Source organism: Xanthobacter sp. ZOL 2024 (assembly GCF_052932325.1).
Genome location: NZ_CM128808.1, coordinates 3,864,845 through 3,880,194, shown reverse-complemented (window position 1 = coordinate 3,880,194; position 15,350 = coordinate 3,864,845). Strand labels below are relative to the sequence as shown.

The following is a 15,350-nucleotide window of genomic DNA, read 5'->3' as shown; positions in this document are numbered from 1 at the left end:
TGTTGGGCGCCGCCGCCTTGCGAGATCCGCAACGGGCGCCGGCACCAAGCCTCTCCAGCGCCCGGAGGGGCGCAGGGCACGCGCGTGATGCGCGCCGCGCCTGCCTTACACCAGCCGGAGACGTGGGGACAGGCCGGGGCAACCCGGAGGTGCCGGACGGCTGTGGACCACCCGCCCTGCCCGGCCTCACGTCCGCAAGCTCAAACCAGCCTGCTCACACCAGCATGCTCATGGGCTTCTCGATGAAGCCCTTGAAGGCGGCCAGCAACTCGGCGCCCAGGGCGCCGTCCATCACCCGGTGGTCGCAGGTCATGGTCACGGTCATCTGGGTGACGATCTTCATCTCGCCGTCGCGCGCCACCACCCGCTGCTCGGACGCGCCGATGGCGAAGATGGAGGATTGCGGGGCGTTGATGATGGCGGTGAAGTTGCGAATCCCCATCATGCCCAGGTTCGACACCGAGGAAGAGCCACCGGAATATTCTTCCGGCTTCAGCTTCTTGGTGCGGGCGCGGGTGGCGAGGTCGCGCATCTCGTTGGAGATGGCCGACAACGTCTTCTGCTCGGCCTTCTTCACCACCGGGGCATAGAGGCCGCCATCGATGGCCACCGCCACGCCCACGTCCGAATGCTTCATGCGCAGCACCCGGTCTTCCGCCCACACGGCGTTGCAGGCTGGCACCTTCTGCAGCGCCAGAGCCAGCGCCTTGATGATGAAGTCGTTGACCGAGACGCGGTAGGCGGCCTTGCCGTCCTTGTCCTTGGCGGCATTGGCGTTGACCTGCTCGCGCAGGGCCATGAGGTCGTCGAGGTCGCAATCCACCGTCAGGAAGAAGGTGGGGGTGACCTGCTCGCTCTCCACCAGGCGGCGGGCGATGGTCTTGCGCATGCCGTCGAGCTGGATCTCCTCATAGGAGCCGGGCTCGAACATGGCCTTGATCTGCTCCACGCCCGGGGCCGTGGCCAACGCCGGCTTGGCGGCGGGCGCAGCGGCAGCGGCGGGCGCCGCCGCAGCCACCGGCGCCTTGGCGCCCGGCTGGGCCCCGGCGATGTCGCGGGCGACGATGCGGCCATGGGGGCCGGAGCCGGCCACGGCGGCGAGATCCACGCCCTTTTCCTTGGCGAGCCGTCGCGCCAGCGGCGAGGCGAACACCCGGCCCGCCGGGGCCGGCGCAACAGCCGGCGCCGGTGCGGCCGCCACAGGCGCAGGAGCGCTTGGCGCGGGTGCTGCGGCAGCCGGCGCCGCGGTGGGGGCAGGAGCGGGTGCCGGAGCCGGTGCGGGCGCGCCGCCCTGCCCGGCCGAGGCGGCGACCGCCTTCGGATCCTCACCCTCGCCGGCGAGCACGGCGATGAGCTGGTTCACCGGCACATCCTGGGTGCCTTCCGGCACCAGGATCTTGGCCAGCACGCCCTCGTCCACGGCCTCCACTTCCATGGTGGCCTTGTCGGTCTCGATCTCGGCGATGACATCGCCGGACTTGACGGTGTCGCCCTCGTGCTTGACCCACTTGGCGAGGTTGCCCTTCTCCATGGTGGGAGACAGGGCCGGCATCAGAATATCGACGGGCATCGCGTTTGCTCCCTCACCGATAGGTCACGGCGTGGACGGCCTCGATGACGTCGGCCACCGACGGCAGGGCCAGCTTTTCGAGATTGGCGGCGTAGGGCATGGGCACGTCCTTGCCGGTCACCCGCAGCACCGGGGCGTCGAGATAGTCGAACGCCTTGTCCATGAGCTGGGCGACGATCTCGGCGCCGACGCCGGACTGCGGCCACCCCTCCTCCACCGTCACGCAGCGCCCGGTCTTCTGTACCGAGGCGACGATGGTGGGCACATCCATGGGGCGGATGGTGCGCAGGTCGATCACCTCCGCCTCGATGCCCTGCTTGGCCAGCTCGTCCGCCGCCTTCAGCGCGTAAGTCATGCCGATGGAGAAGGACACCAGCGTCACGTCCTTGCCCGGGCGGGCGATGCGCGCCTTGCCGATAGGCAACACAAAATCATCCAGCTTCGGCACCTCGAAGGAGTGGCCGTAGAGGATCTCGTTCTCCAGGAAGATCACCGGGTTGGGATCGCGGATGGCGGCCTTCAGGAGGCCCTTGGCATCGGCCGCCGAATAGGGCGCCACCACCTTCAGGCCGGGCACGTTGGAATACCAGGCCGAATAATCCTGGCTGTGCTGGGCGGCGACCCGGGCGGCGGCGCCGTTGGGGCCGCGAAACACGATGGACGAGCTCACCTGCCCGCCCGACATGTAATGGGTCTTGGCCGCCGAATTGATGATCTGGTCGATGGCCTGCATGGCGAAGTTGAAGGTCATGAACTCGACGATGGGCTTCAGCCCCGCGAAGGCCGCGCCCACGCCTACACCGGCAAAGCCGTGCTCGGTGATGGGGGTGTCGATGACGCGCCGGTCGCCGAATTCCTGGAGCAGGCCCTGGGTGATCTTGTAGGCGCCCTGATATTCGGCCACCTCCTCACCCATCACGAACACGTCGCCATCGCGCCGCATCTCTTCCGCCATGGCGTCCCGCAGGGCCTCGCGCACGGTCATGGTCACATATTCGGTGCCGGCCGGCACCTCCGGATCGGCATGGGCGACGGCGACCGGAGCCGCCGGGGCGGCGGCCGCGACCGGCGCCGCAGGAGCGGCCACGGGAGCAACCGGCGCGGCGGCGGGGGCCGCGTTCACATCCTCACCCTCGGCGACGATGATCGCGATGGGAGTGTTCACCGCCACATCCTGGGTGCCTTCCGGGACCAGGATCTTGCCGAGGATGCCTTCATCCACGGCCTCCACCTCCATGGTGGCCTTGTCGGTCTCGATCTCGGCGAGCACGTCGCCGGATTTGACCGTGTCACCTTCCTGCTTCACCCATTTGGTGAGGTTGCCCTTCTCCATGGTGGGCGAGAGGGCCGGCATGAGGACGTCGATGGCCATGGCTGTCAGCTCTTGATCGGCGCCGCGCCACCGGCCGGGACGGAGCCCTGGGGACCGGCAGTGGCGGGCTTATGGGTGAGGTTGGTGTAGGCGGAGGTCGCGGCGACCGCGACGGTCAGGCAAACGAAGAAGGCGATGACCGCCTTGCTGCTGCGCACCGCATCGACGCTGTCGTCGTCGCGACGGCGCCGCACCGCGAACGGCCACACCAGCAGCAACACACGAAGGCCGATGCCGTTGGCGTGGTGCGCCCGCTTGCGCGCGGCGAGCGCATGGCGCGCGCTGACGACCGCCACGCCCCAGCTCACCACGGCGCCCGCGAGGGCCGCCAGGGCGATGATGAGGAAGGCGGACGCCACGGCGCGACCTCAGCGCAGCACGTCGGTGTAGAGCTCGGCCGGATCCGGCTCGGGATCGTGGCTGGCGAAGTCCGCGGCGGCGTTGACGATCTCGCGGATCTCGCCGTCGATCTTCTTGAGCTCCTCCTCGCTCGCCGCATGGGCGTTCAGGAGGCGGGCCCGCACCTGCTCGATGGGATCGTGCTCGGTCCGCATCTTCTGCACCTCCTCCTTGGACCGGTATTTCGCCGGGTCCGACATGGAGTGGCCGCGATAGCGGTAGGTCTGCATTTCCAGGATATAGGGCCCGTTGCCCTCGCGAGCGAAGGCCAGCGCCCGCTCGCCGGCGGTGCGCACCGCGCGCACGTCCATGCCATCCACCTGCTCGCCGGGGATGTTGAAGGAGGCGCCGCGCTTGGAGAAATCGGTCTGCGCCGAGGAGCGGGTCACCGAGGTGCCCATGGCGTATTTGTTGTTCTCGATCACATACACGACGGGCAGCTTCCACAGCTCCGCCATGTTGAAGCTCTCGTAGACCTGGCCCTGGTTGGCCGCGCCGTCACCGAAATAAGTGACCGAGACCGCCCCATTGCCCTTGTAGCGATCGGCGAAGGCGAGGCCGGTGCCCAGCGACACCTGGGCGCCGACGATGCCGTGGCCGCCGAAGAACTGCTTCTCGATGCTGAACATGTGCATCGAGCCGCCCTTGCCCTTGGAATAGCCGCCGCGACGGCCGGTGAGCTCGGCCATCACGCCGCCCGCTTCCATGCCGGTGGCCAACATATGGCCGTGATCGCGGTAGCCGGTGATGACCTGGTCGCCCGGCTGCATGGCCATCTGCATGCCCACCACCACGGCCTCCTGGCCGATGTAGAGGTGACAGAATCCGCCGATGAGGCCCATGCCGTACATCTGGCCGGCCTTCTCCTCGAAGCGGCGGATCAGCAGCATCTCACGATAGGCGAGAAAATCCTCTTCTTTCGTGAAAGTTGCAGGCGCGGCCGCGGCAGTGGCGGCGCGGGCGGCGGGTTTCCTGGGAGCCATCGGCGACCTCTGGATGCGCTGAAGTTCGCGGACTCTCTAGCGCACCTTGCCGCAGGCTCAAAGCATCAATTGGAATTGCTGCACCGCAACACGTTGCAAATGCTTGATTTTGCTATGATGAACTAAAATATCGTTCACATGCTATATGAACTGATGCGAAGTTCATTTGCTGCGAAGCAGCACCAGATCCTTGGGGTGGATGAAGTTGAGCTGGCGCCGCCCTTCCTCGTCCAGCATGTCGGGATCGAGGCGGGTGGGGTTGAGCAGGGAGACCTTGTGCTCCATGGCCGCCCGCTGGGCCTTGAGCCCCGCCAGCTCGGTCTCCAGCTGCGCCACCTGCTGCTCATAGCTGCGCTGCGCCACCAGGCCGTGGTCGCCGGTGTAGGCGTGGTAGGCGAAATAGCCGATCACCCCGGCCGCACCGACATGCAGGGCGAGGGTGGCGAGAAAGGAGCGAAGGCGGGAGCGGCTTTGCATGGGCGCAGTTTCGCCGCTCCTGGTTTCCAGCCCCTTAAGCCGCCGCGTCATCGCCCCACCCTTGCATGGGTGCACAAAGCGATTGCAGAAAATCGCCTAGATCCGGTCAGAAATGCACGGCAAAAGGGGGCCGAACATCGTTTCGGGGAGACTCATCATGTCCAAGCCTGTTGTCGCCATCGTGTTTCATTCCGGCTACGGCCACACCAAGGCCCAGGCCGAGGCCGTCCTCGCCGGCATCCGGGAAGTGGACGCCGTGGAGGGCGTGCTGGTCCCGGTGGAGGAGGTGGAGTCCAAGTGGGAGCTGCTGGATGGCGCCGCCGCCATCATCTTCGGCTCGCCCATCTACATGGGCAATGTCTCGGCCGCCTTCCAGGGCTTTGCCGAGAAGAGCTCCAAGCGCTGGATGGAGCTGAAGTGGAAGGACAAGCTGGCCGCCGGCTTCGTCAATTCCGGCGCCCAGAACGGCGACAAGGCCCAGGGCATGAACGCCCTGTTCACCCTCGCGCAGCAGCACGGCATGATCTGGGTGGGTCTCGGCCTGCACCCGGGCAACAATGCCTCCGGCGCCACCGTCAATGACCTGAACCGCCTCGGCGGCTTCTCCGGCGCCTTCGCCCAGTCGAATGTGGACCAGGGCCCGGACGTGGTGCCCCCGACCGCCGACCGCAAGACGGCGTCGCATCTCGGCAAGCGCGTGGCTGAAGCCGCCGTGCGCTGGACCAAAGGCGCCTGAGCATCTGAGCACCCTCAAGGCTCACCTGTGCCATCGCCGGTGAGCCTTTTGCCATCCAAGGCCCGCGGGCAGTGCGCCCGGGGGCCTTTTTCATGTCTGGAAAGAGACGTCAGTCGTCAGCGCCGAGGCTGCGGCGGGCCATGTCCAGGTGCTCGGCATAGCGACGCAGCACATAGGCTTCGCTCAACAGCCCCACGAGACGCCGACTCTCGCGATCACTCACCACCGGCAGTTCGTCCGCATGGGCGGCATCGAAAGCGAGGGCGGCCTCCTTCACATTCATCCCGGGCGTGAGCATGGCGTCCATATGGGCGGCAAGGGCCGCCACCGGGCTGTCGGGCGCCGAGCGGCTGGCATGGACCAGCGACACCCGCACCAGCCCGGCATAGGCCCCTGCCCCGTCCACCAGCATCACCACCCGCACCCCGCCGAGCGGATAGGCTGTGCGAAAGTCCGCGAGGGTTCCCAGCGCCGAGAAGGTCGCGATATCGCTGCGCATCATGCGCGCCACGGTGAGGTCGCGCAGCCAGCCCACATCCTGGGCGCTGCGGATGCTCTCGCCGCGCAGGTGCAGCCGCCAGGTGGAGAAGGAATAGCCGAAGGTCTCCCGCACCGTCAGCGAGGTGACGGCGGCGGCGGTCACCACGAAGGCGGTGAGGGTGAGGTCGCCGGTCATCTCCAGCACCAGAAAGCTCATGGTGAGCGGGCCGCCGATGACGCCCACCGCCAGAGCCCCCATGCCCACCACGGCCGCGAGGGTGGGATCGAGCCCATAGCCGGGAAACATGAAAGCCAGCGCCGCCGCATAGAGCTTGCCCAGCAGCGCGCCGAGGAAGAGCGAGGCGAAGAACAGGCCGCCGCGAAAGCCGGAACCCACCGAGAGCGCCGAGGCGGTGACCTTGAACAGGAACACCAGCAGCACCGAAACGGTCACCGGGCTCGCCACCTGCAGGTGCAGGGCGCCGTGCCCGTCGGAGAGCACCTCGGGACTATAGAGGGCGAGGCACCCCACCCCGAGCCCCGCCAGCGCCGGCCGCAGCGGCGCGGGCAGGCGGCTGTGGCCCACCAACCATTCCACCCCGGTGACGAGCCGCATGATGAGGATGGCGACCATGGCCGCCGTCAGCCCCAGTCCGGCCACCGGCAGAATCAAGGCGGGATCCGCCAACGGCGCGGCGGGGATGGGCAGCGGGTCCAGGTGCAGGCCGAAGCCGCGCGCGGTGAGCACCGCGCACATGGTGGCCGCCAGCACCGGCACGGCGGCGGGAATGGAATAGACGCCGATGATCAGCTCGAAGCCATAGAAGGCCCCCATCAGCGGCGCATCGAAAGCGGCGCCGATGCCGGCCGCCGCCCCCGCCCCCACCAGAATGCGCATGTCGGTGCGCCGCAGGGCGAACATCGCCCCGAGCCGGGAAGCGAGGCCGCCGCCGATCTGGCTATAGCCGGCCTCCAGGCCGAGCGAGGCGCCGAAGCCGTTGGAAACCATGGTCTGCAGCGCCAGGATGGCGCTGTCGGTGAGCGACATGCGCCCGCCATGCAGGGCATTCGCCTCGATGGGATCGACGATGGGGTGCGGCCGCCAGCGCTTCAGCGCCAGGGTGCCGAGCCCCATCACCAGGCCGCCGACGGCGGGCACCAGCACCAGCCAGGGGGAATGCAGTGCCCCGGAGCCACTGAGCCGCTGGCCGGGGGCAAGACCGAAGAACAGCTCGTGCATGGCCTGGGTGACCACGCTCATGAGGGTGATGGCGATGCCGGCGCCAACGCCCATGACCATGGCGATGAGCACCACCCCCACCTCGTGGGCGCGCACCTGAGCCCGCGCTTCAGCCCGGATCAGGGTGTGCAGCCGGCTCCAGAAGCGAGCCAGCCGGCCGGCATGCGGCCCCGTCCTGTCGCGGTCGGGGCGCGCGTCCATGGGCTCAGGAGAAGGTGTTGGTGCGCGGGAAGCCCTTGGGCGGCAGGCGCCCGGCGGTGGCGCGCTCGCTCTGCCAGTCGAGCAGCTCGGTCACGGTCCAGGTGCGGCCGGAGGAATCTTGCCAGGTGAGCCCGTCGGCGATGGGGAACACCTTGAGATCGGACAGCCCCCCTTCGCGATAGCGCTGCAGCCGCACGCCGCGGCCCCGCGTCATCTCCGGCACCTGGGCCACCGGGAACAGCAGCAGCTTGCGATTCTCGCCGATCACCGCCACCCAGTCCCCGTCCACGAAGCGCACCGCCAGCGCCGCGTCCGGCGGATCGGTCACCAGCACCTGCTTGCCCTTGCGGGTGGTGGCGAGGCAATCGTCCTCCGCCACCACGAAGCCCCGCCCCTGCTTGGAGGCCACCAGCAGCTTGCGGGCCGGCTGGTGGGTGAAGACGGAGACGATCTCCGCCTCCTGGTCGAGGTCGATCATCAGCCGGATGGGCTCGCCATGGCCGCGCCCGCCGGGCAGCTTGGACGCCTCCAGGGTGTAAAAGCGGCCGTTGGAGGCGAACACCATGAGCTTGGAGGTGGTCTCCGCGAAGAAGGCATGGCCCACGGCATCGTCGGTCTTGAACTGCAGGTTCGAGACATCCGCCACATGGCCCTTCAGGGCGCGGATCCAGCCCTTTTGCGAAACCACCACGGTGATGGGCTCGCGCTCCACCAGCGCTTCCGCGAACGCCTCCTCGCCCAACTCCACAACCGCAGCAAAGGTGGTGCGGCGCTTGCCGATGGCGGTGTCCGGCCCATAGATCTTGCGGGTCTCGCGGATCTCCTTGCTGATGGCCTTCCACTGGGCGCCTTCAGAGCCCACCAGCTTGTTGAGCCCCTCCTGCTCCTTGGTCAGAGCGTCATGCTCCTTGCGGATCTCCATTTCCTCCAGCCGACGCAGGGAGCGCAGGCGCATGTTGAGGATGGCTTCCGCCTGCACGTCGGAGAGCTCGAAGGTGCGCATCAGCTCCTGCTTGGGCTCGTCCTCCTCGCGGATGATGCGGATGACCTCATCGAGGTTCAGGTAAGCGATGAGGTAGCCGCCCAGCACCTCCAGCCGGTGGGCGATCTGCTCCAGCCGATAGTTGGAACGGCGCAGCAGCACCTCGCGGCGGTGGTCCAGCCATTCCCGCAGCGCCTCGGCCAGCGACAGCACCTTGGGGATCTGGCCGCGCACCAGCACGTTCATGTTGAGGGAAACGCGGGCCTCAAGCTCGGTGAGCTTGAACAGGCTCTCCATCAAAACTTCCGCATCCACGGTGCGGGCGCGCGGCTCCAGCACCACGCGGATGTCCTCGGCGCTCTCGTCGCGGATGTCGTTGAGCAGCGGCAGCTTCTTGTCGGTGAGCAGTTCGGCGATCTTCTCGATCAGCCGGGACTTGGCGACCCCATAGGGAATCTCCGTCACCACCACCACATAGGTGCCGCGCCCGGTCTCCTCCTTGTGCCAGCGCGCCCGTACGCGGAAGGCGCCACGGCCGGTGGCATAGGCTTCCGCCACCCCTACCGGATCATCCACCAGCACGCCGCCGGTGGGAAAATCCGGACCCGGCACAAATTTCAGAAGGTCCACCGCCAACGCGTTGGGGTGCTCCACCAGGTGCAGCGCTGCGTCCAGCAGCTCGGCCGCATTGTGCGGCGGGATGGAGGTTGCCATGCCCACGGCGATGCCCTGGGAGCCGTTGGCCAGCAGGTTCGGGAAAGCCGCCGGCAACACCGCCGGCTCCTCCTCGGAGCCGTCATAGGTGGGGCGGAAGTCCACCGCATCCTCGTCGATACCCTCCAGCAGCAGGCGGGCAGTCTCAGTGAGGCGGGCCTCGGTGTATCGCATGGCGGCGGCGTTATCGCCGTCCACATTGCCGAAATTGCCCTGGCCATCCACCAGCGGATAGCGCTGGGCGAAATCCTGGGCGAGGCGCACCAGCGCGTCATAGACGGACTGGTCACCGTGCGGGTGGAACTTGCCGATCACGTCGCCCACCACGCGGGCGGACTTCTTGAACCCCTGCCCCGGATCCAGCCGCAACTGGCGCATGGCGTGCAGAATGCGCCGGTGCACGGGCTTCAGCCCATCGCGCGCATCGGGCAGGGCGCGATGCATGATGGTGGAAAGGGCATAGGCAAGGTAGCGCTCTTCCAGCGCTGCCTTCAGGGCGACGTTCTCGATATTGCCGTCACCGGGCGGAAGTGTGCGGGTGGCCATGGCTTCGAGTACCGCGCGGCGCCGCCTCCGACAAGGCGCTTGTTCGGTTTTTGTCCCTCCGCGCGACGATTTCCAGGGGCCCGCGCCATGGGTCTTCCGGGCTCGGAGGTGGTGCGAGGCGGGGCGGCATCCCCGTGCCTCCGCAGCGGTACCATTGGGCTGCTTTTACCCTTTATTCCCATGCCGTTGGCGGGTCCGGGAACAAATTCCGCAGGGTCGACTCTTATTCCTTCGCACAGCGGGCGGTGCGGCCCGCAGCGGAGGAGATGACGATGCGAACGATCCTTTGGGTGGCGGGCGGCGTCTTGGCTCTTGGGCTTTGGGCGGGCCTGCCGGCACCGGCGATGGCGGCCCCACTGGGGGGCGCGGCGGCAGCCCTCGGCGGCACGGTGCAGCAGGTGGCGCCGGAAAATGTCTATTGGGTGCGCCGCTGCTGGCGCGAGCGGCGCTGGTGGGGTGGCCGCTGGCATTGGGTCACCCGCTGTGGCAGCGCCTGGGTGCGTCCGCGGCCCCGACCCTATTGGTGATCGGGCGCCGTCTGCCGCAGCCAAGCGGCGATGAAATGGGCGCGGGCCTCGGAGAAACCGAGGCCCCGCGGCTCCAGCGCCCGGCGCAGCAGAAAGAAGCCGGTGAGCCGCAGCGCCGCCTCCACATCCCCCGGTGCCGGTGCGGTGGGGTCTCCCACCAGGAAGGGAGGCAAGGGCAGAAGCCGGTCGGCATAGGGCTGGCCGGCCCCGCGCGATACCGCGCGGCCGCTCTTGGGCGAGACATAGATCAGGTCATCGCTCTGGCCGGTGGCCGCGCAGCGCTCCAGTTCCAGGCCGAAGCCCAGCTCGCCGAGCAGCGCCAGCTCGAACCGGGCCAGCAGCACCGCCGCCGCCGCCGGCACCTCGAAGGCATCGAGGATCGCGCCCAGGGTGGCGTAGAGCCCGTCCTGCGGATCGCGCTCCGGCAGCAGCCGCAGCAGCTGCGCCATATGGCTGACGCCATAGGCCGCATGCGGCGCGCGCATGAACACTTCCGCCCGGATGACCAGCGGCTCCAGGGTGTAATTGCCCATGTGCTCGTCGAGCCGGGCGCGCCAGGTGGCACTCACCGTATTGCCGGGCTGCAGCATGGGCGCCTGGCGCCGGGAGGCGCCGCCGCGCACCATGCCGAGATGGCGGCCGCGCCGGGCGGTGAGCAGCTCCACAATGGCATTGCTCTCGCCGTGGCGGCGCACCCCGAGCACGATGCCTTCGTCGCTCCATTCCACGGCCGCGCTCCCCCGCCGAGCCGCTATTCGCCGCGCGGGAACTCCAGCCCCATCTCGCGGTAGCGCTCGGGATCGTCAGCCCAGTTCTCGCGCACCTTCACGAACAGGAACAGGTGCACCCGCGCCTCCAGGATCTCGGCGAGCTCGGCCCGCGATTCCGAGGAAATGGTCTTGATGGCCTGGCCCCCGCGGCCGAGCACGATCTTCCTCTGGCTTTCCCGCTCCACGAAGATGGTCTGCTCGATGCGCACCGAGCCGTCCTTCAGCTCCTTCCAGCTCTCCGTCTCGACGGTGGAGCGGTAAGGCAGCTCGTCATGCAGCCGCAGGAACATCTTCTCGCGGGTGATCTCCGCCGCCAGCATGCGCATGGGCGCGTCCGAAATCTGGTCTTCCGGATAGAGCCAGGGGCCGAGCGGCACGGTTTCGGCGAACCAGCGGCGCACGTCCTCGATGCCGTCGCCGGTGAGAGCGGAGATCATGAACACACGATCGAACGCCAGCTTGGCGGTGAGCTCGGTGACCAGCGCCAGCAGGCTATCGCGGCGGATGAGGTCGATCTTGTTGAGGATCAGCGCCCGCGGCCGGCGGATCTCGGACAGGGGAGCAATCAGCGCCTCGATGTCCGCATCCAGGCCCCGGTTGGCATCCACCAGCAGGGCTACCACATCGGCATCCGCCGCATGGGTCCAGGCGCTGGTGACCATGGCCCGCTCCAGCCGCCGCTTGGGGGCGAAGATGCCGGGGGTATCCACCAGCACGATCTGCGCCGACCCGGCCAGCGCGATGCCGCGGACGATGGAGCGAGTGGTCTGCACCTTGTGCGAGACGATGGACACTTTGGTGCCCACCAGCGCGTTGGTGAGGGTGGACTTGCCGGCGTTGGGCGCGCCGAGGAGGGCGACGAAGCCGCAGCGGGTCGGTCCCGAGGGCAGCTCGGGCGTTTCGTCGGCCGTCAGCCCGTCCTCGTCCGCCTCGTCGTCGTCCTCGAAGTCCGCGTCGAGGTCGTCCTCGAACTCGGGCGCGGCCTCCAGCTCATGCGGCGCCGGCGGGCGCGCGGCATCGGTCTCCGGCATGTTCCCGGAGCCGTCCTGCCCGTCGCTCTGTCCCTTACCCCGTCGCCTGTCGGTCATGTTCAGTTCTCGTTTTCCTTCCAAACCCCTTCCCGCATCAGGAAAGTGGCAGCGGCGGCCTTCTGCGCCGCCTGTTTCGAGGCCCCTTCGGCCTCAACGGAATTCTGGCCCGGCAGGTCCACCGCCACGGTAAACCGCGGCGCGTGATCCGGCCCGGAACGCGCCACCTCGCGATAGGTCGGCGGCGGCAGGCCACGGGCCTGGGCCCATTCCTGCAGCACCGTCTTGGCATCCCGCAACGGCCGCCGCGGCGCTTCCAGCCGGTGGCGCCAATAGCGTTCCACCAAGGCGTTGGCCGCCTCATAGCCGCCGTCCAGGAACACCGCCGCGACCACGCTCTCGGTCACATCCGCCAGGATCGCCCGGCGCTTGTGGGTTCCGGAATGGGCCTCCCCCGGACCGAGCCGGATGAACGGACCGAGGTTCATGTCGGCCGCGACTTCGGCGCAGGCTTCCTCGCGCACCAGCTCGGCCAGGCGGCGCGAGAGCTCGCCCTCCTCCGCGCCCGGAAACGCCTCATAGAGCATATGCGACACCACCGAGCCGAGCACGTGGTCGCCGAGGAATTCCAGCCGTTGATAGGAGCGCACCCGCGGCGCTTCACCCTTCACGGCACTGATGTGGGAGAGGGCGAGATCTAGCCGCGCGCGGTCGTTGAAGCGATAGCCGATGCGCTCTTCGACTGCGGCGAGGTCATCGAACCTGCCCGTCAGTCCACCATTTTGAACAACCGATCCCATCTCACCGTCCAGGGCCACCGCCACACCTGCCATGCCGAGGCGCCTTCATCAATGGAGAAGAAGATCATCTGGGCCTTGCCGATGAGGTTTTCAAACGGCACGTAGCCCACTTGGCTCAGCACGCGGCTGTCGGCGGAATTGTCCCGGTTGTCCCCCATCATGAAATAGTGGTCCAGGGGCACGTCATAAACCGGGGTATTGTCGTAGAAACCGTTATCTACGAGATCGAGGGTTTCATAGGAGACGCCGTTCGGCAGCGTCTCGCGCCAGCGCTTCACCGGCACCATGCGGCCGGTGCCATCGTCCTGCGTCACATCGGGCAGCCGCTCGCGCTTCACCGCCACGCCATTGATGTGCAGCACACCGTCGATCATCTGGATCTTGTCGCCGGGCAGGCCGATCACGCGCTTGATGTAATCGGTCTCATTGTCCCGCGGCAGCTTGAACACCACCACGTCGCCCCGGGTGGGCTCAGCGCCGAAGATGCGGCCAGAGAACAGATCCGGCGACAGCGGCAGCGAGAAGCGCGAATAGCCGTAGCTGTATTTGGAGACGAACAGGTAATCCCCGATCAGCAGCGTGTCCTTCATGGATCCCGAGGGGATGTTGAAGGGCTGGAACAGGAAGGTGCGGATCAGGAGCGCGATCAGCAGCGCCTGGACGATCACCTGGACGGTTTCGAGAAAGCCGCCGTCCTTCTTCGAATCGCTGGTCGCGGTCATCGAGAGTCCGAGAAAATGAGAGCGAGGCGCAGCGTGCAGCAAACTGCGCCAAAACTGAGACGACGACGGAAACCCGCCGCCCCTCGCGGGCATCGGCCCCCTATAAAGACTTCCCGGTCCTGCGGCAACGCGCACCCCAACGGCAGGCGACCGCGAGCCGGGCGTTTCACTGGCCGCCCGGCCCCTGCGCGCGCGCTTGCTCGGCCTTGTCGGTGCCGCGCCGCCGCGGCGTCTGCCACGGCCATCGCCCCTCGATCTCCACTTCCAGGGAGAAGGACAGGAAGGTGCGGATGAGCACGATGCCGGCCAGCACCGCCAAGCTGGACAAGGTGGGCTCGATGGCCACCGTGCTGATGATGTCGGCCGCGACCAGCAGTTCGAGCCCCATCAGGATCGCCATGCCCAGCGCCGAACGGCAGACCCGGAACGCGTCCTGTGGCGCGCGGCCCCGGAGCAGATCCCGCAGGAAGACGTAGCCGGCGCCGAGAATGCCGATCACGATCACGAGAGTCCCAGCCACCTCGATACCCCGGGTGGTCCAGTGCAAGGTCGCACTCAGAAACGCTTCCATTCCGCCCCTCCCCGACCAGCCGTGCCGGCGCTCAGCCCCGTGGCGTCGCGGAGATGATGACATAGGCCGCGGAGAGGTGGCCCTCATCGGTCAGGCTCAGATGAATGTGCGGCACGAACCCCGGCGGCACCAGGCTGGCCAGGCGCCGGGCGGCGCCGCCGGTCAGTTCCAGGGTGGGCTGGCCGGTGGGCAGGTTCACCACCCCCATGTCGCGCCAGAACACCCCATGGCTCAGCCCGGTGCCCAGGGCCTTGGAACAAGCCTCCTTGGCAGCGAAGCGCTTGGCATAGGTCTCGGCCCGCAGACGCCGAGCGTCGGCCTTGGCCCGCTCCGCCGGCGTGAACACCCGGTCCAGGAAGCGATCCCCGAACCGCTCGATGGAACGGGCGATCCGACGCGCGTCAGTGAAATCGGAGCCGATGCCGAGGATCATCATGCCGCCGCCCCCCGCGCCCGCCGGGCGACGCCCCGCACGATCGCCGCGCGCATGTTGGCGATGGCCGTGGGCAGGCCGACGAAGATGGCCTCGCCCACCAGGAAATGGCCGATATTGAGCTCCACCACCTCTGGAAAGGCGGCCATCGCCTCGGCGGTGGCGAAATCGAGGCCGTGGCCGCCATGCACCTCAAGACCCGCCGCAGCGGCTTCGGCCGCCCCGGCGCGCAGCCGCTCGAATTCGGCATCCGCATCCGCGCGGCGCCCCTCCGCCAGCGCATCGCACCAGGCACCGGTGTGAAGCTCGACAATGTCCGCGCCAAGGCGCCGCGCCGCCGCGATCTGCGCGCCTTCGGCCGCGATGAACAAGGATACGCGGATATCCGCCTCTTTCAGGAGGCCGATGCGTGGCGCCAGATCCCGCTCCTGGCCGAGGGCATCCAGCCCGCCTTCGGTGGTGCGCTCTTCCCGCTTCTCCGGCACCAGGCAGCAGGCATGGGGCCGCACCCGTCGGGCGATGGCGACCATTTCGTCAGTGGCGGCCATCTCGAAATTGAGGGGCACCGCGAGTTCTGCCTTCAGCCGCTCCATGTCGGCATCGCGGATGTGCCGCCGATCCTCCCGCAGGTGGGCGGTGATGCCGTCGGCACCGGCGGCCTGCGCCAGCAGCGCCGCCCGCACCGGATCCGGCAACGCGCCACCACGGGCGTTCCGCACGGTGGCCACATGGTCCACATTTACCCCGAGCCGCACCGGCTTGGCCTGCGTCATGGCTGGTTCCTTCGGCGCATTGAGGC

The 15,350-nt window shown here is 68.1% G+C and carries 16 protein-coding genes; 2 read left to right on the top strand and 14 right to left on the bottom strand.

The genetic code is table 11. The annotated features are described in order from the left end of the window. Positions 1-214 precede the first annotated feature (214 nt). The 5 genes from ACU4E7_RS17780 to ACU4E7_RS17760 form a co-directional block, all read right to left on the bottom strand. On the bottom strand, positions 215-1,570 hold the full coding sequence (locus ACU4E7_RS17780; RefSeq protein ID WP_238122657.1) for a pyruvate dehydrogenase complex dihydrolipoamide acetyltransferase: 1,356 nt from the start codon (positions 1,568-1,570) through the stop codon (positions 215-217). Between the two features lie 13 nt (positions 1,571-1,583). After that, on the bottom strand, positions 1,584-2,942 hold the full coding sequence (locus tag ACU4E7_RS17775) for a pyruvate dehydrogenase complex E1 component subunit beta (RefSeq protein WP_447019671.1): 1,359 nt from the start codon (positions 2,940-2,942) through the stop codon (positions 1,584-1,586). A 5-nt stretch (positions 2,943-2,947) separates the two neighbouring features. Then, a complete protein-coding gene (locus tag ACU4E7_RS17770) occupies positions 2,948-3,301 on the bottom strand; it encodes a hypothetical protein (RefSeq protein ID WP_238122660.1) in 354 nt (117 codons plus the stop codon). A 9-nt stretch (positions 3,302-3,310) separates the two neighbouring features. Continuing rightward, positions 3,311-4,324, bottom strand: a complete 1,014-nt coding sequence (pdhA, locus tag ACU4E7_RS17765) for a pyruvate dehydrogenase (acetyl-transferring) E1 component subunit alpha (protein ID WP_447019670.1) — start codon at positions 4,322-4,324, stop codon at positions 3,311-3,313. Positions 4,325-4,486: 162 nt separating this feature from the next. Further along, positions 4,487-4,801, bottom strand: coding sequence for an FtsB family cell division protein (locus ACU4E7_RS17760; protein WP_238122841.1), 315 nt, complete (start codon positions 4,799-4,801; stop codon positions 4,487-4,489). Between the two features lie 157 nt (positions 4,802-4,958). Between ACU4E7_RS17760 and ACU4E7_RS17755 the strand changes: the two genes are divergently transcribed. Beyond that, positions 4,959-5,537: a flavodoxin family protein gene (locus ACU4E7_RS17755; protein ID WP_447019669.1), complete on the top strand. Its 579-nt coding sequence runs from the start codon at positions 4,959-4,961 to the stop codon at positions 5,535-5,537. Positions 5,538-5,646: 109 nt separating this feature from the next. Here ACU4E7_RS17755 and ACU4E7_RS17750 read toward each other — a convergent pair whose 3' ends face one another. Both ACU4E7_RS17750 and parC read right to left on the bottom strand, forming a co-directional pair. Next, entirely contained in the window at positions 5,647-7,458 is a 1,812-nt protein-coding gene (locus ACU4E7_RS17750) for a chloride channel protein (RefSeq protein ID WP_447019668.1), read from the bottom strand. A 4-nt stretch (positions 7,459-7,462) separates the two neighbouring features. After that, positions 7,463-9,700: a DNA topoisomerase IV subunit A gene (gene parC / locus ACU4E7_RS17745; RefSeq protein WP_447019667.1), complete on the bottom strand. Its 2,238-nt coding sequence runs from the start codon at positions 9,698-9,700 to the stop codon at positions 7,463-7,465. Positions 9,701-9,972: 272 nt separating this feature from the next. Between parC and ACU4E7_RS17740 the strand changes: the two genes are divergently transcribed. Continuing rightward, on the top strand, positions 9,973-10,227 hold the full coding sequence (locus ACU4E7_RS17740; RefSeq protein WP_238122665.1) for a hypothetical protein: 255 nt from the start codon (positions 9,973-9,975) through the stop codon (positions 10,225-10,227). Here the strand turns inward: ACU4E7_RS17740 and recO are convergent. The 7 genes from recO to ACU4E7_RS17705 form a co-directional block, all read right to left on the bottom strand. Further along, entirely contained in the window at positions 10,218-10,955 is a 738-nt protein-coding gene (recO, locus tag ACU4E7_RS17735) for a DNA repair protein RecO (protein ID WP_238122666.1), read from the bottom strand. The genes ACU4E7_RS17740 and recO overlap by 10 nt on opposite strands. 23 nt (positions 10,956-10,978) lie before the next feature. After that, positions 10,979-12,085, bottom strand: coding sequence for a GTPase Era (gene era, locus ACU4E7_RS17730; RefSeq protein ID WP_447019666.1), 1,107 nt, complete (start codon positions 12,083-12,085; stop codon positions 10,979-10,981). Between the two features lie 2 nt (positions 12,086-12,087). Continuing rightward, positions 12,088-12,825, bottom strand: a complete 738-nt coding sequence (gene rnc, locus ACU4E7_RS17725) for a ribonuclease III (protein ID WP_238122668.1) — start codon at positions 12,823-12,825, stop codon at positions 12,088-12,090. Further along, complete coding sequence (gene lepB / locus ACU4E7_RS17720) at positions 12,795-13,547, bottom strand: signal peptidase I (RefSeq protein ID WP_238122669.1); 753 nt, start codon at positions 13,545-13,547, stop codon at positions 12,795-12,797. Before lepB ends, rnc begins: the two co-directional genes overlap by 31 nt. A gap of 166 nt (positions 13,548-13,713) precedes the next feature. Beyond that, positions 13,714-14,118, bottom strand: coding sequence for a DUF1622 domain-containing protein (locus tag ACU4E7_RS17715; RefSeq protein WP_447019665.1), 405 nt, complete (start codon positions 14,116-14,118; stop codon positions 13,714-13,716). 31 nt (positions 14,119-14,149) lie between these two features. Next, the gene (gene acpS / locus ACU4E7_RS17710) at positions 14,150-14,551 is read right to left on the bottom strand and encodes a holo-ACP synthase (protein ID WP_447021661.1); all 402 of its coding nucleotides are present in this window, start codon (positions 14,549-14,551) and stop codon (positions 14,150-14,152) included. Continuing rightward, positions 14,551-15,324 carry a pyridoxine 5'-phosphate synthase gene (locus ACU4E7_RS17705; RefSeq protein WP_238122671.1) on the bottom strand — a complete coding sequence of 258 codons (774 nt, stop codon included), beginning with the start codon at positions 15,322-15,324 and terminating at the stop codon, positions 14,551-14,553. The genes acpS and ACU4E7_RS17705 overlap by 1 nt, the downstream gene beginning before the upstream one ends. Positions 15,325-15,350: the final 26 nt, after the last annotated feature.